We start from the raw sequence: 19,783 nt of genomic DNA, 5'->3' as shown, positions 1-19,783 counted from the left end.
TTAAAGAATGAACTTAGTTAAATCCTTATTTGTAATTATATCACTAAGTTTTTCATTAACGTATGCTTCAGTCACTGTAATTTCGCCCATTGTCATATCAGGCCCCTCATACAGGACATCTTCAAGCAGTTTTTCCAAAATAGTTGATAAACGTCTGGCACCAATATTGTCTGTGCCTTGGTTCACATCATAAGCAATTTGAGCTATGCGATCGACAGCTTCTTGTGTAAAAATTAACTTGATCCCATCGGCTTTCATCAAAGCAACATATTGCTCTAAAAGCGAATCTTCAGGATCCTTCAAAATTTTGACAAAGTCATCTTTAGTCAGTGCATTAAGCTCTACCCTAATCGGAAAACGTCCTTGCAGTTCAGGAATCAGGTCACTCGGCTTAGATTCAGAAAAGGCACCAGCAGCAATAAAGAGAATATGATCTGTTGCTACGGGTCCGTATTTAGTTTGAACGGTAGAACCTTCAACGATTGGCAGAATATCTCTTTGCACACCTTCACGCGAGACTTCACCGGAAGTATTTTTATTGCCCGCAGTAATTTTATCAATTTCGTCGATAAAAATGATGCCGTTATTGGCTGTACGTTCAATTGCCTTTTGATAAAGGGAATCATAGTCGACCATTTTGCGCGATTCTTGCTGTATCAAAATTTCTCGGGCATCTTTTACCGGCAATGTACGCTTGATTTTTTTCTTAGGTACTAAACCGTTAAGCATGGAGCTCATATCAATCCCCATTTGTCCCATCATATCACCCATAGGATTAACTTTCGGCGCTTGTTCAACTTCGATTGTGACTTCACGATTTTCAAGCAAACCTTTACCCAATTGTTCGGCTACACTCAATCGTTCATTGCGGACATCATCAGTGATCTCTTCTTGATCAGAATCTGCAGACTGGTTATCTCCCTGGCCTCCAGCCATTAACATTGACATCATGTCCTGCCATTCCTGCATTTGATTTTTCCTGCGATCACGCTTAACACCAGGGACCAGCAAACGAACCAAAATTTTATTGGCTTCTTTTGTCGCTTGGACGCGAACGCGGTCAAATTGGTCTTTTTCTTCCATGCGGACAGCTTCATTCACCAGATCCCGCACCATTGATTCTACATCACGACCAACGTAACCAACCTCGGTAAATTTAGTCGCCTCTACTTTAACAAACGGAGCATTAACAATTGCTGCCAGCCTTCTCGCAATTTCAGTTTTACCGACACCAGTAGGACCAGCCATTAAGAGGTTCTTAGGTGTGATATCTTCTTGCATTTTTTTAGGCAGCTGCATTCTTCGGTAGCGGTTATACAAAGCCACAGCAACGGCTTTTTTGGCTTCATCCTGCCCAATAATGTATTCATTAAGTAAGCTAACTATTTGTTTCGGTGTTTTTGTTTCCATTTCTTTCCGCCCCGTTTTTACAATTCATCTGTAATTATCTGGTCATCAGTAAAGATATCAATTCCAGATGCAATTTCCACAGCTTCATGGGCAATTTCACTAGCACTCATGTTGGCTGAATGTCTAGTCAACGCGATCGCTGCCGCCTGAGCAAAATTCCCACCAGAACCAATTGCTACAACATTTTCGTCAGGCTCGAGCACTTCACCATTACCTGAAATAAGTAGCAAGTCTTTTTCATTAAAAGCAATGAGCATTGCTTCAAGCTTTTGCAAAGTAGCATCTTTTCTCCAAGCTTGTGCCATTTCAACAGCAGCTCTGCGCAAGTCGCCGCCAAAAGCTTCTAATTTACCTTCAAGCATGTCCTGCAAACTGACAGCGTCAGCTACGCCACCAGCAAAGCCAATAACTACTTTGTCGTGGTAAATGCGTCTAATTTTCTTAGCAGTGGCTTTGGCAATTACTTTTTCACCAAGAGTAACTTGACCATCACCAGCTATTGCTGTTTTACCATTGAATTTTACTGAACAAATTGTTGTCATTTTTTTGCCTCGTCTTTCTTGTCATTACGGGTAAAATATTTTTCGTAGTTTGCCTGTAAATGACTCATTGTCACGTGAGTATAAATTTGAGTAGTGGATAAATTATCGTGTCCTAATAATTCCTGTACACTACGTAAATCAGCACCATTATTTAACATTGCAGTCGCAAAGGAATGCCGCAACTCATGTGGATGTACCTTACCATTAATACCAGCACCATTAAAAACTTTTTGCATGATATATTCGATACCGCGGTCAGATAACTGTTTACCCGCATTATTGAGAAAAACATAGTTTAAATCCTCTTGATTGCCCAAGAGTTTTTGACGACTATTATCAAAATAACGCGTTAAAGCAGATTTTGTTTGCTCATCAAAAGCAACATAACGATCTTTGTTGCCCTTGCCATGAACCAGAATTATTTTTAAATCTAAATCAATTTGCTTAATTTTGAGGTTTCTTACCTCACTCACCCTCATGCCGGTGGTATAAAACAATTCAAATAAAGCTAAGTTACGCAAGGTCAAAGGGTCATTTCCGGTTAATGAATCAAAAACCTGCTTAATTTCAGGTGCGTAAAAAAATTGCGGCAGTTTACGTTCCCTTGCCCGCAGAACTATCGTCTGCGTTGGATCTATTTTAACAATATTTCTTTTAGTTAAAAAGTGATAAAAAGATCTCAAACTGGACATTTTGCGAGATTGACTGGTACGCGCCAGGTTACGGTCTGACAGATTTTGAAGGTAAATTTCTACATCCCTTCTGTCTATGTTATTCCACCCATTAAAGCCGCCATTTTCTTGCCAAAATTTTTTTGCTTCGGTTAGGTCTGTTTGATAAGACAGTATTGTTTTTGGACTGTAATGCCTCTCATTTTGTAAATAAGAAATAAAAAGCTTTAATAAATCGTCTTGATTGGGAGTCATTTAATTTAGCACTTTCTCTTGAAATTCTTTTAAACAATCCAAACCGCGCTGACTAATTTTAAGATGACGCTCTTTTTTATTACGCACTTTAGGACCTTCAAGCCCGGGAATTAATGCAAAACTGGCATTCATTGGTTGAAAGTGTTTGATATCTGCAGTAGTGACGTAGTTAGCCATTGAACCCAATGCTGTTAACTTGGGAAAAGCTGCCGGTTCAAGACCTAAAGCTCTGCGGGATGCATTAATTCCTGCTACCAAGCCGCTGCCCGCACTTTCAACATAACCTTCAACGCCAGTGACTTGACCGGCAAAAAATAAGCCGGCTTGTTTTTTTGCCTCGTATGTAGCTGACAAAACTCCAGGAGAAGCCATATAGGTATTGCGGTGCATTTTACCATATCTAATAAAGCGGGCGTTTTCAAGTCCCGGAATCATTGAGAAAACCCGTTTTTGTTCACCATATTTCAGGTGTGTTTGAAAGCCGACAATATTGTACATTGAGGCAACAGCATTATCTTGTCTCAGCTGAACCACAGCATACGGTGTCTTGCCTGTTGCCGGGTTTTCTAACCCTACAGGTTTCAGCGGGCCAAACAGCATAGTTTTAATGCCTCTTTGTGCCATTACTTCAATTGGCATGCACCCTTCAAAAGCGTCACTGTTTTCAAAGCTATGAACCTCTGCTGTTTCCGCATTGACTAGTTCGTGAGTAAAATTCTCATATTGCTCTTTAGTCATGGGGCAATTTAAATAAGCAGCTTCACCTTTATCATAGCGCGATTTTTTATAAACAATATCCATATCAATTGAAGATGCAGCAATAATTGGAGCCGCAGCGTCAAAGAAATGCAGGCTTTCCTTACCCGAAAACTGTTGTATCTCTGCCGCTAACTTGTCACTAGTCAAAGGACCGGTTGCTATTATCGTGATACCATCAGTGGGAATAGCAGTAATTTCTTCTGTATGAAAATTGATATTCGGCATTGAATGCAGCTTATCTGTGACATAACCGCTAAATTCATCCCTGTCAACTGCCAACGCCCCACCAGCTGGCACCTGAGAATGATCAGCAGCTTGCATGATCAGTGAATCAAGCTGACGCATTTCTTCTTTTAACAACCCCACTGCATTAGATAATTGGTTGGAACGCATAGAATTTGTACAAACTAATTCAGCAAACTGGTCAGTTTTATGCGCCGGGGTCATTTTTTGCGGGCGCATTTCATATAAATCAACGGTAATTCCCCGTTTAGCCAGCTGCCAAGCAGCTTCGCTTCCGGCTAATCCCCCGCCAATTACAGTAACTTTTTCAGGCATATTATCATATTCCTCTACTAAAAATATTTGTTTATATATAAGAATATCATCAAACCAAAAGTGATCTGATGATATTAATATAAATTTAACTTTCTGCAGCTTCTTTTTCAGAGTTTTGTTCTTCTTTGTAATCCCCATTAGGACAAAGAATTACAGGTCCCTTTTTATTTCTCTTTTCCACCAAGAAATGACCACAATTAGGGCAGTTGCGGTTAATCGGCTTATCCCAAGAAACAAAGTCACAATCAGGATAACGAGAACAACCGTAAAACTTCCGGTTACGCTTAGACTTCTTCTCAACTACGTCACCCTTACCGCACTTAGGGCAAGTAACACCAACTTTCTTAACAATTGCCTTGGTATTGCGACAATCAGGAAAGCGTGAGCAGGCATAAAACTTGCCGTAGCGTCCCATTTTAATCACCATGGGAGCACCACAAATATCACAGTTAAAGCCAGCAGGCTCATCCTTAATCTGCACCTTTTTAATGCCGGCATCTGCCTTGTCTAATTCCTTTTTAAAGGGATGATAATAATCATCAATTACCTTTACCCAGTTTTTCTTACCTTCTTCAATTCCGTCTAAGTCATTTTCCAATTGGGCGGTAAAGTCAATATTAACGATATCAGGGAAGAATTTTTCAATCAGATTATCAACTATTTCACCTAATTCTGTCGGCACAATAGATTTACCATCTAACTTAACATAATAACGCCGTTGAATTGTATCAATAGTAGGTGCATAAGTAGAAGGTCGACCCACGCCGTTTTCTTCTAAAGAATGCACTAGACTTGCTTCGGTATATCTTGCGGGTGGCATGGTAAAGTGCTGTTTATTATCAGACTTGGCCAATTTAACTTTATCGCCATCATTTAATTCAGGCAGCTCAACATTTTTTTCCTGCTGGTTATCATAAACCTTGGTAAAGCCAGCAAATTTCATTTTAGAACCTGTAGTTCTAAATACTACCCCATTTTGCGTGATATCTGCTCTGACCGTGTCATAAACGGCGGGTGTCATTTCACTAGCCAAAAATCTTGACCAGATTAATTGGTAAAGACGGTACTGTTCGGTCGTTAAAACTGACTTGAGTGATTCTGGCGTGCGATAAACACTGGTAGGACGTATAGCTTCATGCGCATCTTGAGCATCTTCTTGGTTCTTAAAGTGACGTGCTCCCTTAGCAGCGTATTCTTTACCGTAGTTTTCATTTAAAAATTTTGAAGCCTCAGCTTGAGCAACTGGTGATGTCCGTTTGGAATCAGTTCTCATATAAGTAATTAAACCAACAGTACCCTGTTTGCCTAAACTAATCCCTTCATACAATTGCTGCGCAATACTCATCGTTCTGCGGGTGCGATAATTTAAACGTTTATTTGCTTCCTGCTGCATAGTTGAAGTTGTAAAAGGAGCCGCCGGTTGCCGTCTGCGCTCACGTTTAAGAACATTTTCTACCTGAAAGTCTTTCTTCTTATCAATTTTAGCCAAAATGTTTTGAACCGCATCATTATTCGGCAAATCGACTTTTTTGCCATCTACGCCCCAAAATTGACCTTTAAAAGTCTGACGGGATTTCTTAAATTCGGCATCAATTGTCCAGTATTCCTGTGGTTTGAAGTTTTTAATTTCCTTTTCGCGATCAATCACCAGCTTTAAGGCGACCGATTGAACTCGACCAGCACTCAAACCTTTTTTGACTTTATCCCATAAAATTGGCGAAAGAGAATAACCGACAATTCTATCCAAAATTCTCCGAGCTTGTTGGGCATTAACAGTATCCATGTCAATGGTTCTAGGATTTTTAAAACTGTTTTTGACAGCATCTTTAGTGACTTCGTTAAATGTCACTCTATTTTTATCATTTTGGTCTAAATTCAGCACATGGGCAACATGCCAGGCAATAGCTTCACCTTCACGATCAGGGTCGGATGCTAAATAAACATCTTTTGCTTTTTTTGCTTCCGCCTTCAATTCTTTAATGGTGTCGCCTTTACCGCGAATCGAAATGTATTTTGGCTTGTAATTATTGTCAAAATCAATCCCCATTTGTGATTTAGGTAAGTCACGAATATGGCCTTTAGATGCGATTACACGGTAATTACGCCCTAAATACTTTTCAATAGTTTTAGCCTTTGCCGGAGACTCAACTATTACTAATGTTTTCTTACGTTTCTTTGGCTTTGATTTAGTAGGCATCAAAAGCCTCCTCATTTAATTCTTTTTTAAATACTCAATTGAGAATAGAATATTTAACTGCTAATTGTCAAATCTTTCAAGTTGCAAATCAAAATCAGTGATGGGATAGGCACCAGCCTCAATCAGTTTATTTGGTCCTTTGGAAAGAGCACTGGTAATTGGACCCGGAATAGCAAAAACATCGCGATTTTCCTGTAAAGCCAAGTTGGCAGTGATCAAAGAACCAGACTTTTGTTTAGCTTCAGTAACAATCACACATTCAGCAATGCCAGCCAGAATTCTATTTCTCTGCGGAAAGCGAAATGGTCGCGGCGGCGTATCCGGTAAATATTCGCTAATTAGTAAGCCATTTTGTGCTATTTGTTCTTGAACATGACAATTTGTCAGAGGGTAAAAATGATTTAAACCATTACCTATCACAGCAATCGTTTGTCCAGCATATCTTAAAGCTGCTTTATGCGACATGACATCGACACCCTGCGCCAGACCGCTGGCAATAACATAGTCTTTTCTAATTAAATTGGGTACGAGTTGATTGATTACTAATTGGCTATAATTAGTTGCCTGTCTGGAACCAACAATCGTCGCGATTTTACGCCCCAACAAAGCAGTATTACCCTGAAAAAATAAAATCAAGGGTGGTTGATAAATCTGACGCAATTTTTCAGGATATTCGGGATCAAAAAAACTAATAACGTGACACTGTTTTTTTATCCGTTCAATCATTTTACTGCTCTTACTATCATTATAAGCATTAATACACAAATTGATTAAATTAGTTGGCAGATCTAAGTCTTTAATAGTCTGAATTGTCACATCTGCAGCATTTAATTGACTTGCAACTCGTAATATCTTAACATATCCCATTCCTTTTTGTAATTTAAGATGCAAAAGAAAGTCCGTAAGTTTCATAAAAAACCTCCTAAATACATGTACGTAAAAAGGAGGTAAAATTTTTATTTAGTTAAAGAGTTAATCGGCGCAAAAGTTTTACGGTGAATCGGGGTAGCGCCATATTTCTTAATTGCCGCAAGATGTTCTTTAGTGCCGTATCCGGCATTTTCAGCAAAGTGATATTCTGGATAAATTAAACCATAATCCGCCATTAATTGATCCCTGAATACCTTAGCAACAATTGAGGCAGCGGCAATTGAATTCGATTTTGCATCCCCTTTAATTAACCGCACTTGCGGCAGGTTGACCGGCACCTGCATGGCGTCAACCAATAAAGCATCAGGTTTAACGTCTAAATTTCTCACTGCTTCAGCCATCGCTAACCGGTCAGCTTCATAAATATTGATCTGATCAATGATTTGCGCGCTTTTCACGCCCACCGCCACACTGACCGCTTTTTGTAAAATTAACGGATATAATTCTAAACGCCGCCTGGCACTTAATTTTTTAGAATCATTGACATCAATTAAATCAAAGCTGTCATCTATGACTACTGCAGCTGTAACTACCGGGCCGGCCAAGGGGCCTCTGCCTACTTCGTCTACACCAGCTACCACTTGCTTTTTAGCCCAAAAGGCTTTTTCATAGGCAAAACGTTTTAAAAATGCAGCTTTTTTCTTTGCTAATTTTTGCTGGCGGTTACGATAACTAAGCACAAGTTTTTGAACGCCAACCCGAGAATCATTTTCCAAAAGAGCAAGGTCTTCAGCGCTTACCGTGCCATTTTGCAGTAATTTTTTAATTTCGCCTATGGTCATAATCGGTCAAGGGTAATCCTTCCTATTTTTCCTTTACGTAGTCGTTGCAGCATGTATGTAGCAAAACGATCATAATCATCTCTCATACCATATTCTTCTGTCAACGCCAGCAATAAATCGGTATCATTAATTTTGGTAATTTCTTCTTTAGTAGTCCGAGCAAATTTGCTTAAGTCTTTAAGATAGTGCATGCGCAATTTTGCCAGCACAAATAAGGCAACATCATCAGCACTAAACACGCTGTCCTTAATTGCACCTAAAGCCGCTAGTTTCAACCCAACCGTTTGATCTTCAAACTTAGGCCATAAGATACCCGGCGTGTCTAAAATCTGAATGTTATCAGTCGTTTTAAGCCAATTTTGCCCTTTCGTAACTCCCGGTTTATTACCTACTTGAGCTACATTGCGCCCAACCAAACGATTGATGATAGTTGATTTACCACAGTTAGGGATACCGGCCAAAGCAATTCTAATAACTGGCTGACTTGCACCTTTAGCTGTTAATTTTTTAATTTTAGCAGCCGCGGCTTTTTTAATCATGCGCACCAGCACCTGCATGTTAGTATTGTGCAGTGAATCTAATGCCATGACAAATTTACCCTGACTGGTAAATTCTTTCTGCCACCTTTTGGTCATAATTGGATCAGCCAAATCAGCTTTATTTAAAATAATTAAGTGCGGTTTATCGCCCACTAATTCTTCAATCATTGGATTGCGTGACGATTGCGGAATACGTGCATCCAAAACTTCAACAATCACGTCAATCAATCCCATTTTATCTTCCAGTTGATTGCGTGCCTTGTTCATATGTCCGGGGTACCACTGAATGTTAACCATAATTTGCCTTTCAAACACTAAAAAAGCTCCCAAATTGGAGCTCAATTTAATACGACATTTTATCGCGATACATTTGATATGCCCTATCAAAAATGCTCATGCTGGGTAAATAACCAGCATTAAGTTCGAGATAATCAGATAATTTTTCATAACTTTGTTCTTGCTTAGGAAAAGTCTGATCATTTTGTGCGTTATTTGCGAACTGAGCCACCTCATCTTTTGAATCCGCATCGCGTTGGGTCATTAAAAAACGGTAAAAGCTCTCTCTGTATGCCAATTTTTACTCCGTATAATAAAGTATTGCATACGCACCCATTCCGGCATGTGTCGCAATAATAGGACTGGTTTCGCGAACCAAAACGTCTATTTTAGAATTAATATCTTTGATTTTTTGAGCAAAGTCAAGCAGTTTTTGAGGTGTCTCACCAGTGGCAACATAAGAAATGCCCACTTCTTTGATCTTTTCCTTATTTGCTTCAATATCATCTAAAACACGTTTGTCAAAGGCCAAAGAAAATTTCTTGCCTCGACCTTTTTTAGCAATTTTCAGCTGACCATTTGGCATTTGCAATTCAATTCTAATATTAAGCATATTAGCGATTTTTCCTGCCAAAGGTCCTAAACGACCACCCTTAATAACATTTTCCAAATTAACGATTAGAAGATGCAAACGCTGCGTTTTTTTGATTTTTTCAATATGACTTAAAATTTCGGGAATAGTTTTGCCAGCAGCAATATCTCGTGCAGCTGCCAAAACTTGAAAGCCCTCAGATCTATCTGTTAATTCTGAATCTACAATATGTACTTGATCCGCTTTACCAGTTAGTTTGACCGCTTGCCGAGCAGCATCAATCGTGCCGCTTAATACTTTTGCCAAGAAAATTCCAATAACTTCGCTGCCATCTTTTGTGAGCTCATTAATCGTATCAACCATAGTGCCAATAGGTGGTTGGCTGGTTTTCGGCAATTGTTCCGATTCGCTCATTTTTTGTACAAATTGTTGCCTGGTAATTTCCACACCATCTAAGTATGTCTCTCCATCAATTGTAACCGACAAAGGCACAACGGTAATATGATATTTTTCAATTTCTTCCGGCGTTAATTGCGCGGAAGAATCTGTCAAAATTTTAATTTCTGACAACGTTCTCGCCCTCAATTCTGCTTTGCTGTTCTCATTTATGATAGAATGTGAACTGTATTAATTATAATCATTATAGCAAAAAAACTAGTAAAAAAAAGAAAGCGAACAATCTGTTTCATAATGAAAATGCAAAAAATTTGGCAAGAACCTGAGCAAAGACCGAAAAGCTACTATATTTTAGACAATACACTCAGTGCAGTTACCCACGGGATTGGCTTTTGTCTGGCTGTAGCCGGCTTGGTACTGCTGATTATAAAAGCTGCTGCTACACATAGTCCACTTAGAATAGTTACCTTTACCATTTATGGTTCATGTCTACTTCTTTTGTATCTCTTTTCTACGCTTTTTCACAGTCTGATTTTTACTAGAGCGCGCAATGTATTCCAAATTTTTGACCACTCATCAATTTACCTCCTGATTGCTGGCTCTTACACTCCCTACTCTTTGGTAGCAATTGGTGGTAAGTGGGGTATTTTATTATTCAGCTCAGTCTGGCTAATTGCTATTTTTGGCATTGTTTACTACATTTTCAATAGAGGAAAACACGTCATATTAGATACGGTTTTATACGTCGCGATGGGCTGGCTCGTAATCTTAGCTGGCAACTATCTATACGTTAGGCTCAGTCCCGTCGGTTTCTGGCTCCTTGTTGGTGGTGGCGTGGCTTACACAGTAGGTGCTTTTTTATACACAATGAAAAGAATTCCTTTCATTCATGTAATCTGGCACTTGTTTGTGATATTAGGTTCAGCTTTAATGTATTTCTCTGTCTTATTTTATGTTTAAGTTATTCTATCTGGTTGAGATAGTCCTGAATTGCCTCTTGAGTATTTTCTACTTCACCCGCAATCACTTTTTGTTTAATTAATAAGAGAATCTGACCTAATTTTGGTCCCGGTTTAATCCCATTAGCAATTAAAAACTGACCATCAACGGCTAATTCTGCATCCGCTTTGATTGGTAAAGCAGTGTAGCGGTCAACCAAAGCTTCGGAATTAACTGGTTGACCTAATATGTGAGCGACATCAATTGTGTTAAGCAAAATATTTTTCCCTGCAGTAAACAATTCAAAATCAGATGGTGATTTTTCGGAGAGCAGATCAAATAAAGCTACTATCTTTTTTACCTTTTCAGTCATCGCATTGGAATTCTTCCAGTCACGCATGAAGTGTCCAATTTCGTTATTAGGTATTTTTAAAAGAATAATGATCACTGCCCACAAGCTGGTTTCCATACTGGGATTGAACTTTAGCTGGGGATAAATTGCCAACAAATCTTTTTTGCCGGCAAAATCTGGGACTCCTTCACTTAACTCAGTATCTAAAAAGACCTGAAAGGCTGCCCGTGAATTAGCCCCTGTTCCCATTTTGACAAACTCATCACGGATGCGTTCAACTGAAATTTTCGGCAACAAATCATGAAATTCCCTGACCGCTTTTTTAGTCTTACTTTCAAGCTTAAAGTCTAGCTGGCTCATAAAGCGCACGGCTCTCATCATTCTTAAGGCGTCTTCATGAAATCTGGTTGCCGGATCGCCAACGGCTTTTATTAGACGCTTTTTTAAGTCACTTAAACCGTTAAAGAGGTCAATTATCTCTCCTCTTGTATTCATTGCTAAAGCGTTAATCGTAAAGTCACGCCTTTTTAAATCTTCCGCGAGGTTTTGCACAAACGTGACGTGATCAGGTCTGCGGAAGTCTTGGTACCCCGATTCGGTTCTAAAAGTAGTAATTTCGTAACTGGCACCATCATTTAAGACCGTCACTGTACCGTGTTTAATGCCCGTATCGATGGATTTAGGGAAAAGGGTTTTCACTTCGGCAGGATATGCGCTGGTGGCAATATCAATATCATGGATAGGTCGCTTTAAAAGCAAATCACGAATAGAACCGCCTACAAAATATGCTTCATATCCAGCCTCATTTAATTTATCAAGCACGGGAAATGCAGCAGTAAAAATAGGTGGTAAATTGTTTATTTTCTTCATTTTTTAGTCAACTCATTTATCAGTGTTTTTTTAATTTAATTTATGTTAGTTTAAAGATAATATTTTTTAAAGAAAGATTATATATTATGCAGAAAATCAACAAGAAAAATGTCATAGATCTGATTATGATAGCAATTGGTTGTGCGATTTACGCGCTTAGTCTGGATATGATCTCTGTTCCGAACAAACTTACAGACGGCGGAATTAGCGGTATCACATTGCTGCTGAGACATTTTTGGGGAATAAATATGGGGTTATCATCCCTTTTACTTAACATCCCCTTAATAATTTTGGGTTATCGTTTCATGGGTAAAAGGCCACTAGCCTATACCATTTGGGGAACTCTATGGTTATCATTTTTCCTGTGGTTTTGGCGCTTAATCCCTATTATATATCAATTAAACTTAGAACACGACCTCTTCTTGTCGGCAATTTTAGCAGGAACGCTTTCCGGTATTGGTTTAGGACTAGTTTTTCGCTACAACGGTACTTCGGGCGGAACAGATATTATCGCAAGAATTATGCAAATTAAGTTTGGCTTTTCTTCTGGAAAAGTGCTTCTTTTCTGCGACACCATCATTTTGCTGTCATCTTTATCATATTTAGACATTAAGCATATTATGTATACGCTGGTAGCCGCCTTTATTCTTTCCAGAGTAATGGATGCTGTGCAACAAGGTGCCTATTCTGCTCGCGGACTATTAATTATTTCGGATCATTACCAAGAAATCGCCCAAATGATTGACCTGAAATTAGATCGCGGTTTTACTTATTTTGAAGCTCGTGGTGGCTATAAAAAAACAAAGAGACCAGTGATTTATCTGGTAGTTTCTCCCAGAGAAATTCCTGTGGTTAAAGAACTGATAGCCGCTGAGGATCCGCAAGCTTTTGTCAGTGTAATTGAAGTACACGAGGTTTTAGGTGAAGGCTTTACTTACAAGCAAAAAAGGCACCATTTACTAATTAGAAAATAGTTTTAACTGGTTTAAATTTAAGCACATAAAAAGCCCTTAAATGGGCTTTTTTATTACGATACTTTTTTATTTAAAATTCAAGTTGTCATACATTTCCTGCATTTCTGTATCTTCAGGTTCAAGTTTCAGGTACTTTTCGAAAAGTTCTTTGACAATTTCTTTGGCATTAGGCTCTGTATTGAAAAAGCGGATCATTTGTTTTAAAAATGCACTATTATCTTTAAATTCAGGATAGGCTAATAAAAATTCACTTTTGGCCTTTGCACTTTGATCTAAATTTTGATAGGAAATTGCCAGGTTCCAGTGCACTTGTGGTTCAAGATCTTCATCATCCAATTGCTTAAACAGGGCAATATTTTCTTCATCTTTATTTTCTTTTACATAAAGATTAGATAATTGTATGCGCAATGCGATATTTTCAGGTAAAAATTTTATTCCCTTTTGCAATAATTCTTCTGCAGTTTTAAAGTCATTAATTCTTAGAGCAGCTTGGGCGCCTTTTTTATACAAAACTGGGTCAAGCTCATTATAGGCTATTCCAGCTTGAGCTGACCGCAGTTCCTGCTCATTATTATGCTGCTGCTCGTATGCGTCAACTAACAGACGGTATGCGTTTACGTAATCAGGACTTTGATCAATTACTTCATTCAAGTATTTAATAGCCTGCTCATCTTTATGAACAGCAAGCATTACTAAGGCAGCTTGGTATTTACTGTCAATATCCAATATTTCGTTGCCGTTTTGGGAAATAACTCTGCTAGCTTCTTCGTAGCGGCCTAATTTGGCTAAAGTTTGAAATAACCGATCATTCAAATTTACTTCGCTAAATGTTTTATGGCGCTTTAATAGATCTTGGTATCTAGACAGTGCCTGCTCGTAACGCCCGCTGAGATAATCCAGTTCGGCTAAACCAAACTTGACGACATCTTCATCAGGTGAAATTTTTGCAGCCTCTAAGAGCTTTTTATAGGCTGTTTCGAGCAAACCATTACTTTGATAATAATCTGCCTGCACTAATAAGCTGTCAAGGTATGCCGCAGAGTCTGGTTTAACACCGTAAAGTAAAGTCAAGGCATCTTCGTCTTTGCCGTCATTTAATAAAATTTCAGCTAAATAGATTTTGAATAGGTCCTCTTTGGGAAAACGAGCAATCAGACTGCGGTATACTTCCTTAGCTAAGTCAGTAAAACCTAATCCTACAAGGTTTTCTGCCAATGATGCTAAAATTTCAGGTTCATCACTGTCTAAGGCTTTTTTTAATAAAATTTTTTCCTGGGAAAAATCTTGCCGTTCAATGGCATCAAGAAGTTGTTCTGAATAGCTCATTTTAATTCCTCCATGATTAATCTACATTTAAAATAATAACAAACAAAAAAGATGATGGCGAATTAGCCACCATCTTTTAAGTAAAAACTATTAAGCTATTTAACAGCTTCTTTAAGAGCCTTACCAGGTCTGAATGCTGGTACAACACTTGCTGGAATTTTAATTTCAGCGCCAGTTTGTGGATTACGTCCTTTACGGGCTGCACGCTTACGCACTTCAAAAGTTCCAAAGCCAATCAATTGTACTTTCTTACCTTTAGAAAGATCTTCTTGGATTGAGCTAAAAATTGCATCAACAGCTGTAGCTGCGTCTTTTTTTGTTAACTTTGTCTTTGATGCAACTTCACTAACTAATTCTGCTTTATTTGCCATTGGGAATTCACCTCCTGAAACATGAATCTCTAAAAAGATTCCTAACTAGTTCCTCAACAAAGGAACAAGGAATAAATGATTATCTAGATCACTATTTCCTTGAATTCAAAATAGCACAAAAGCCCTGCTACAACAAGCAATTTAATCTAAAAATGTGTTTTTTATGCATTTGCTAGATACAAACTATTTTCTCTTACGTGGAATAATCTTAATTGGTGTTCCAGAAAAGTCAAAGTTGGCTCTTAACTGATTAGTTAAAAATCGCTCATAAGAAAAGTGCATTAATTCAGGGTCATTCACAAAAACAACAAAAGTGGGCGGATTGGTAGCAACTTGAGTCATGTAATAAACACGCAGTCTCTTACCCTTAATCATAGGTGTAGGAACTAACTTACTTGCTTCTAAAAGCAAGTCATTCAAGACACTTGACTTAATTCTTTGCTGCTGATTGCGATAAACTTGCTTAACCATTTCTGGAATTTTTGCCAAATTCTGTCCGGTTTTAGCTGAAACAAATAAAATTGGAGCATAATCTAAATATTGGAATTCTGTTCGAATAGTTTGCTCAAACTCTTTGGCACTATTGCTATTCTTTTTTGGTAGATCCCATTTATTGACCACGATAATGATGCCGCGTCCTGCTTCATGGGCATAACCCGCAACGTGCTTATCTTGCTCTCTGATACCGGTATCGGCATCCAGTACCAAACAAACTATATCGGAATGTTCAATAGCGCCCATCGCTCTCATAACAGAATACTTTTCAGTTTTTTCGTAAACTTTACCCCTTTTTCTGATACCGGCTGTGTCTACGATTCTAAATTTAGTACCATCAGCCGTTTCAAATGGAGTGTCTACTGCATCACGGGTGGTACCCTCTTCGTTATTAACGATGACCCGTTTCTCTCCCACAAGTTGATTTACAATGGAAGATTTTCCGACATTTGGTCGACCAATAACACTAAAAGATATTTGTTTGTTTTCGTTTTGATCTAAATCCTGCGGCAAGCTAGCAACAATGCGATCCAGCAAATCACCAATACCAGTTCCATGAATACTTGAAATTGGGATAGGTTCACCAAATCCTAAGCTGTAAAAATCATATATATCCATGCGCTGTTCAGGATTATCAGCCTTATTGACAGCTAAGATTACCGGCTTCTTAGTTTGATAGAGCATTTGCGCAATTCGTTCATCAAGACTAGTTAGGTGGTTGGTCACACTGGTTAAGATGACAATTACATCAGCTTCTTCAATCGCTATTTCTGCTTGAGCCCTAATTTCTTCTTCAATATTACTGCCTGACCAAGTTATACCACCAGTATCAATTAAATCAAATTTATGACCCAACCATTCTGCTTGAGCATAATTGCGATCTCTAGTTACACCAGGCTTATCTTCGACTATTGCTAAACGTTGATTAATAATCCGGTTGAAAAGCGTTGATTTACCAACATTTGGCTGTCCAACTATTGCAACAACGGGTAAAACCATTTTTCAGCCTCCTTCATAAATAAAAAAACCGACTTAAAAAGTCGGTCTTTTCATTAAAAATTAACGACGATCTTTTAATTGGTCACCTATGATATCACCTAAAGCAAAGCCGTTATCATCATTGTTCATGTATTTCTTGTTAACCGAATTGCGATTGTATGAACCGTGTGATTGGTTGCCTTCATTTTCAGAACTCTTAGGCTCAGCAGCCTTCATTGAAAGTGAAATACGACGTTCATTAGGGTCAATGTTTAAAACTTTGACTTTAACTGTTTGACCAACCTTTAACACATCACTTGGCTTATCAACATGCTTATAAGAAATTTCTGAAACATGTACCAAACCTTGAATGCCATCAGCTACTTCAACAAAGGCACCGAAGTTAGTTAAAGATTTTACTTCGCCTTCAAACACATCTCCTTCGTGTAAGTCAGCTGTGGCTTGTTCGAATGGAGAAGGTTCAGTTTGCTTAATCGAAAGGGAGATGCGATGTCTATCATCATCAATACCAATTACTTTAACTTTAACATCTTGACCAGCCTTCAAAACATCGCTTGGCTTATCAACATGCTTGTATGAAATCTCGGATATGTGGACTAAACCGTCAACACCACCAACATCAACAAAAGCTCCGAAGTTAGTTAAACGAGAAACTTTACCTTCAACAACATCACCAACAACTAATTGAGATGCTACCTTATCAAAAGCTTCTTCACGTTCTTCTTCAATTAAGTCCTTGTGAGAAAGAATTAAGCGATTCTTACTTGGATCAATTTCGGTAATCTTAAGTTTCATGGTCTTACCAATGAAAGGCTTAAGATCTGAAACGTAACGGTTAGAAATCAGTGAAGCTGGCAAGAAACCTCTTGTACCAACATCAACTAACAAACCACCACGTACAGATGAAGTTACAGTACCTTCGATAGTCTTACCTTCTTCGAAGTCCTTTTGTAATTCATCGTAAGCTTCTCTTTCCTTTAAGCGGGTAACTGAGAAGAAGAATTCTCCGTTTTCTTTGTCACCGCCAGCTTTTCTCAAAACCAAAGCTTTGAACTTGTCGCCTGGCTTAACGGCTTCACGTAGGTCAACATTGCGATCTGAAGTGTATTCACGACGAGGAATCACACCTTCAACGCCGGCATTTACAACACCAACATCAATTTGACCTTCTTCAACGTCTAATACTTCAACATCTACGATATCTCCGACCTCAACTCCTTGCATTTGCTTTAATGCATCTAAAAATTGATTACTGTTTTCTGACATTATTTACCTCCCAATATCATACTCTAATTTTAAATGAAAGTTAGAGATTTTTCTACTGTTTTATCCCCTTTTTTATAGTTTTTTTTGACTTTTTTTAATTTCAAATAAAATTGCATTAACAACTTGCTCAATCGTCATTGCAGTCGTGTCAATTTCGATAGCGTCCTGTGCTTTTTTTAATGGTGAGATTTTACGGTGAGAATCTTTATAATCCCTTTCCGCAATGTCATGTTCAATTTCTTCAAGTGATTGATCTACTTTAATGCCTCTCTCTTTAAAGTCCTTCATTCTTCTTTCCGCACGGGAATGAGCAGAAGCAATCAAAAAGATTTTTACAGCAGCATTTGGTAAAACAGTAGTACCAATATCACGACCGTCCATCACCACATTCATTTTACCAGCCATCTGTCTTTGTAGTTTGACCATCTTTTCCCTCACTCCAGCAAGAGCTGATACTTGAGAAACATGAGCTGAAATATCTGGCGTGCGAATTTCTTGTGAAATATCTTTTGTACCCACAAAAACCTTTTGTTGACCGGCAACAGACTTCAGTTCGATATTTTCCTGATCAATAGCAGCCAATATGCCCTTTTCATCACCATAACTAAGTTTGTGTTCACGTGCTAACCACGTAGAGGCACGATACATTGCTCCCGTATCAATATAAGTGAAGTTTAACTTTTGAGCGATAATTTTTGCTACTGTACTTTTACCAGCAGATGCTGGACCATCAATTGCTACTTGCATTCCAATAAAAAAGGGACTATTAACTATTAGTCCCTATTCCTTTCTATATTATTATTGTCTAATCTTTAATGTTTGACCAATATCAACTTGACTATAGGGATCAAGTTGATTTAACTGTGCCAAATAGCTTACAGACATATTAAAGTGGTGGGCTATACTTGTTAACGAGTCTCCACTTTTTACAACGTACTGTGTCACAACTGCACGTTTCTTTTTAGGCTTAGTCTGAGATTTTTTCTTTGACTTTATCTCAGTTTTAGCCTTGGTTTTGCTTTTATTTATAACTTTTTTATTTTTAGCAGGCAAGTTTTTAGCTTTGGTATGCTTAATTGTTTTTTTACTTGTTTTGCGTACTTCAACAACTTTGCTGGCAGAATTATTATTTCCAGCCAAATGATGAACTACAGGAACGAGAGCTACTAAAACAACAACCAACAAAACTATCAGGGCAATCCAGCCTTTTGACACGGACTTATATGTCCTGACCCTTGATTCCTGAGGACGTTCATAATGATGATATGGACCCTCTTGATTATAATTCATCGTGAAAACCTCCTTACCTAACCTGCTTAATTTTAGCATATTTGCCATTTAAGTGGACAAAAAAATCAGTCATTTAATAGACTGATTTTGGTTTTTCACTATATTAATTTTTTAAATTGAAGTTTCTCCGTACAAAAGGCTTAAATGTTCGTAAAACTGTTTCAAATAATAAGTAAACAACTACACCATTAATTGTTCCTTTTAACAGATTAAATGGCACAATAATGCCAAAAATATAAGCACTCATAGAAGGAATATGTAACAATTGACCTAAATAAACCTTTTCCGTAAAGGCAAGCAAACCAGTATAGCCATGGATTGCCGGTAAGTTAGGAACTGTAGTTACCGCATAAAAAGGTGTTAACACTAGAGCATTGAGTACGGATAAAACTATAGTCATCGCCACAATCCCCAGAACAATCCCTAGTATTGGCTGTAAAAATTTTTTCGAGAAACTCTTTTCATCTTTACTAATATTTTTAGTTAGATAATAAAATGGCAAAGCAAAAGAAAGCGAAGCAAGAAAAGCTGCAGTTTGTCCAACTATACTTGGTAAAGCAAAGCCCTTATAAATTAAATTGATTAACATCCGCACAAATGCAATGAATGCTCCGGGTCCAGGTCCAAACAAAAATGTACCAATTGTAATGACCACGTCTGAAAAATCAAATTTTAAAAAACTAGTCAGTAGCGGAAATTCAAGCAGCATTAATATATATGCAATCGTTCCAATTAAAGTATAGGCGACTATGTTAGCTAAATTACTAGATTTCTTTTTATGCAAGATTCTTACCTCCAAAAAAATACATGGTCTGTTGCTCCTAGCAACAGACCATGTAAAAGTAAGCTATAGATCTTGGCTTTTAGTTTAGTCTGTCTTCTTTCATCTAGACTTTAACTATCGGTATCTCATTAGATTCCACCACTATCGTGGGTCGTGGACTTGCACCACCGGTCGGGATTTTCACCCTGCCATGAAGACAACAAACTTATT

At 38.1% G+C, this 19,783-nt stretch carries 20 protein-coding genes and 1 riboswitch; of the genes, 2 read left to right on the top strand and 18 right to left on the bottom strand.

Annotation, left to right across the window (positions count from 1 at the left end; translation table 11 throughout):
• The 10 genes from hslU to LACWKB8_RS04390 form a co-directional block, all read right to left on the bottom strand.
• Nucleotides 1–1,410 (bottom strand): ATP-dependent protease ATPase subunit HslU, encoded by a 1,410-nt coding sequence (hslU, locus tag LACWKB8_RS04435; protein ID WP_038522543.1) that lies wholly within the window; start codon nt 1,408–1,410, stop codon nt 1–3.
• Nucleotides 1,411–1,427: 17 nt separating this feature from the next.
• A complete protein-coding gene (gene hslV, locus LACWKB8_RS04430) occupies nt 1,428–1,952 on the bottom strand; it encodes an HslVU peptidase proteolytic subunit (protein WP_038522540.1) in 525 nt (174 codons plus the stop codon).
• Nucleotides 1,949–2,878, bottom strand: a complete 930-nt coding sequence (gene xerC / locus LACWKB8_RS04425) for a tyrosine recombinase XerC (protein ID WP_038522537.1) — start codon at nt 2,876–2,878, stop codon at nt 1,949–1,951. The genes hslV and xerC overlap by 4 nt, the downstream gene beginning before the upstream one ends.
• Nucleotides 2,879–4,195: a methylenetetrahydrofolate--tRNA-(uracil(54)-C(5))-methyltransferase (FADH(2)-oxidizing) TrmFO gene (trmFO, locus tag LACWKB8_RS04420; RefSeq protein WP_038524988.1), complete on the bottom strand. Its 1,317-nt coding sequence runs from the start codon at nt 4,193–4,195 to the stop codon at nt 2,879–2,881.
• Between the two features lie 85 nt (nt 4,196–4,280).
• Nucleotides 4,281–6,392 carry a type I DNA topoisomerase gene (topA, locus tag LACWKB8_RS04415; protein ID WP_038522534.1) on the bottom strand — a complete coding sequence of 704 codons (2,112 nt, stop codon included), beginning with the start codon at nt 6,390–6,392 and terminating at the stop codon, nt 4,281–4,283.
• A gap of 60 nt (nt 6,393–6,452) precedes the next feature.
• Nucleotides 6,453–7,304: a DNA-processing protein DprA gene (gene dprA, locus LACWKB8_RS04410; protein WP_038522533.1), complete on the bottom strand. Its 852-nt coding sequence runs from the start codon at nt 7,302–7,304 to the stop codon at nt 6,453–6,455.
• Nucleotides 7,305–7,348: 44 nt separating this feature from the next.
• A complete protein-coding gene (locus LACWKB8_RS04405; protein ID WP_038522530.1) occupies nt 7,349–8,104 on the bottom strand; it encodes a ribonuclease HII in 756 nt (251 codons plus the stop codon).
• Nucleotides 8,101–8,940: a ribosome biogenesis GTPase YlqF gene (ylqF, locus tag LACWKB8_RS04400; RefSeq protein WP_038524986.1), complete on the bottom strand. Its 840-nt coding sequence runs from the start codon at nt 8,938–8,940 to the stop codon at nt 8,101–8,103. Before ylqF ends, LACWKB8_RS04405 begins: the two co-directional genes overlap by 4 nt.
• 46 nt (nt 8,941–8,986) lie before the next feature.
• Nucleotides 8,987–9,217: a YozE family protein gene (locus LACWKB8_RS04395; protein WP_038522527.1), complete on the bottom strand. Its 231-nt coding sequence runs from the start codon at nt 9,215–9,217 to the stop codon at nt 8,987–8,989.
• 3 nt (nt 9,218–9,220) lie between these two features.
• Nucleotides 9,221–10,081, bottom strand: a complete 861-nt coding sequence (locus LACWKB8_RS04390; protein ID WP_038522524.1) for a DegV family protein — start codon at nt 10,079–10,081, stop codon at nt 9,221–9,223.
• 120 nt (nt 10,082–10,201) lie between these two features.
• Between LACWKB8_RS04390 and LACWKB8_RS04385 the strand changes: the two genes are divergently transcribed.
• Nucleotides 10,202–10,867, top strand: a complete 666-nt coding sequence (locus LACWKB8_RS04385) for a hemolysin III family protein (RefSeq protein ID WP_038522521.1) — start codon at nt 10,202–10,204, stop codon at nt 10,865–10,867.
• Nucleotide 10,868: 1 nt separating this feature from the next.
• Here LACWKB8_RS04385 and LACWKB8_RS04380 read toward each other — a convergent pair whose 3' ends face one another.
• Nucleotides 10,869–12,068, bottom strand: coding sequence for a CCA tRNA nucleotidyltransferase (locus LACWKB8_RS04380; RefSeq protein ID WP_038522519.1), 1,200 nt, complete (start codon nt 12,066–12,068; stop codon nt 10,869–10,871).
• Between the two features lie 86 nt (nt 12,069–12,154).
• Between LACWKB8_RS04380 and LACWKB8_RS04375 the strand changes: the two genes are divergently transcribed.
• Nucleotides 12,155–13,042, top strand: a complete 888-nt coding sequence (locus LACWKB8_RS04375) for a YitT family protein (protein WP_038522516.1) — start codon at nt 12,155–12,157, stop codon at nt 13,040–13,042.
• A gap of 66 nt (nt 13,043–13,108) precedes the next feature.
• Here LACWKB8_RS04375 and LACWKB8_RS04370 read toward each other — a convergent pair whose 3' ends face one another.
• The 7 genes from LACWKB8_RS04370 to LACWKB8_RS04340 all read right to left on the bottom strand — a co-directional run bounded on the left by LACWKB8_RS04370 (nt 13,109) and on the right by LACWKB8_RS04340 (nt 19,573).
• A complete protein-coding gene (locus LACWKB8_RS04370) occupies nt 13,109–14,368 on the bottom strand; it encodes a tetratricopeptide repeat protein (RefSeq protein WP_038522514.1) in 1,260 nt (419 codons plus the stop codon).
• Nucleotides 14,369–14,463: 95 nt separating this feature from the next.
• Nucleotides 14,464–14,739 carry an HU family DNA-binding protein gene (locus LACWKB8_RS04365; RefSeq protein ID WP_038522511.1) on the bottom strand — a complete coding sequence of 92 codons (276 nt, stop codon included), beginning with the start codon at nt 14,737–14,739 and terminating at the stop codon, nt 14,464–14,466.
• Nucleotides 14,740–14,922: 183 nt separating this feature from the next.
• Nucleotides 14,923–16,233, bottom strand: coding sequence for a ribosome biogenesis GTPase Der (gene der, locus LACWKB8_RS04360; RefSeq protein ID WP_038522508.1), 1,311 nt, complete (start codon nt 16,231–16,233; stop codon nt 14,923–14,925).
• Between the two features lie 60 nt (nt 16,234–16,293).
• A complete protein-coding gene (rpsA, locus tag LACWKB8_RS04355) occupies nt 16,294–17,499 on the bottom strand; it encodes a 30S ribosomal protein S1 (protein WP_038522505.1) in 1,206 nt (401 codons plus the stop codon).
• A 72-nt stretch (nt 17,500–17,571) separates the two neighbouring features.
• Nucleotides 17,572–18,246 carry a (d)CMP kinase gene (cmk, locus tag LACWKB8_RS04350; protein ID WP_038522502.1) on the bottom strand — a complete coding sequence of 225 codons (675 nt, stop codon included), beginning with the start codon at nt 18,244–18,246 and terminating at the stop codon, nt 17,572–17,574.
• A 51-nt stretch (nt 18,247–18,297) separates the two neighbouring features.
• The gene (locus tag LACWKB8_RS04345; RefSeq protein WP_038522499.1) at nt 18,298–18,789 is read right to left on the bottom strand and encodes a LysM domain-containing protein; all 492 of its coding nucleotides are present in this window, start codon (nt 18,787–18,789) and stop codon (nt 18,298–18,300) included.
• Nucleotides 18,790–18,892: 103 nt separating this feature from the next.
• Nucleotides 18,893–19,573 carry an ECF transporter S component gene (locus LACWKB8_RS04340; protein WP_038522496.1) on the bottom strand — a complete coding sequence of 227 codons (681 nt, stop codon included), beginning with the start codon at nt 19,571–19,573 and terminating at the stop codon, nt 18,893–18,895.
• Nucleotides 19,574–19,660: 87 nt separating this feature from the next.
• A riboswitch (FMN riboswitch) is annotated at nt 19,661–19,775 on the bottom strand.
• Nucleotides 19,776–19,783 lie beyond the last annotated feature (8 nt).

Origin of the sequence: Lactobacillus sp. wkB8 (assembly GCF_000761135.1) — a bacterium.
Classification (GTDB): Bacteria; Bacillota; Bacilli; order Lactobacillales; family Lactobacillaceae; genus Lactobacillus; species Lactobacillus helsingborgensis.
This window is presented reverse-complemented; position numbering and strand designations above follow the sequence as displayed.

Excerpts from the sequence above, each read along its gene's own strand:
- hslU (WP_038522543.1), bottom strand. The coding sequence starts at position 1,410 with ATGGAAACAAAAACACCGAAACAAATAGTTAGCTTACTTAATGAATAC.
- hslV (WP_038522540.1), bottom strand. The coding sequence starts at position 1,952 with ATGACAACAATTTGTTCAGTAAAATTCAATGGTAAAACAGCAATAGCT.
- xerC (WP_038522537.1), bottom strand. The coding sequence starts at position 2,878 with ATGACTCCCAATCAAGACGATTTATTAAAGCTTTTTATTTCTTATTTA.
- trmFO (WP_038524988.1), bottom strand. The coding sequence starts at position 4,195 with ATGCCTGAAAAAGTTACTGTAATTGGCGGGGGATTAGCCGGAAGCGAA.
- topA (WP_038522534.1), bottom strand. The coding sequence starts at position 6,392 with ATGCCTACTAAATCAAAGCCAAAGAAACGTAAGAAAACATTAGTAATA.
- dprA (WP_038522533.1), bottom strand. The coding sequence starts at position 7,304 with ATGAAACTTACGGACTTTCTTTTGCATCTTAAATTACAAAAAGGAATG.
- LACWKB8_RS04405 (WP_038522530.1), bottom strand. The coding sequence starts at position 8,104 with ATGACCATAGGCGAAATTAAAAAATTACTGCAAAATGGCACGGTAAGC.
- ylqF (WP_038524986.1), bottom strand. The coding sequence starts at position 8,940 with ATGGTTAACATTCAGTGGTACCCCGGACATATGAACAAGGCACGCAAT.
- LACWKB8_RS04385 (WP_038522521.1), top strand. The coding sequence starts at position 10,202 with ATGAAAATGCAAAAAATTTGGCAAGAACCTGAGCAAAGACCGAAAAGC.
- LACWKB8_RS04380 (WP_038522519.1), bottom strand. The coding sequence starts at position 12,068 with ATGAAGAAAATAAACAATTTACCACCTATTTTTACTGCTGCATTTCCC.
- LACWKB8_RS04375 (WP_038522516.1), top strand. The coding sequence starts at position 12,155 with ATGCAGAAAATCAACAAGAAAAATGTCATAGATCTGATTATGATAGCA.
- LACWKB8_RS04370 (WP_038522514.1), bottom strand. The coding sequence starts at position 14,368 with ATGAGCTATTCAGAACAACTTCTTGATGCCATTGAACGGCAAGATTTT.
- LACWKB8_RS04365 (WP_038522511.1), bottom strand. The coding sequence starts at position 14,739 with ATGGCAAATAAAGCAGAATTAGTTAGTGAAGTTGCATCAAAGACAAAG.
- der (WP_038522508.1), bottom strand. The coding sequence starts at position 16,233 with ATGGTTTTACCCGTTGTTGCAATAGTTGGACAGCCAAATGTTGGTAAA.
- rpsA (WP_038522505.1), bottom strand. The coding sequence starts at position 17,499 with ATGTCAGAAAACAGTAATCAATTTTTAGATGCATTAAAGCAAATGCAA.
- cmk (WP_038522502.1), bottom strand. The coding sequence starts at position 18,246 with ATGCAAGTAGCAATTGATGGTCCAGCATCTGCTGGTAAAAGTACAGTA.
- LACWKB8_RS04345 (WP_038522499.1), bottom strand. The coding sequence starts at position 18,789 with ATGAATTATAATCAAGAGGGTCCATATCATCATTATGAACGTCCTCAG.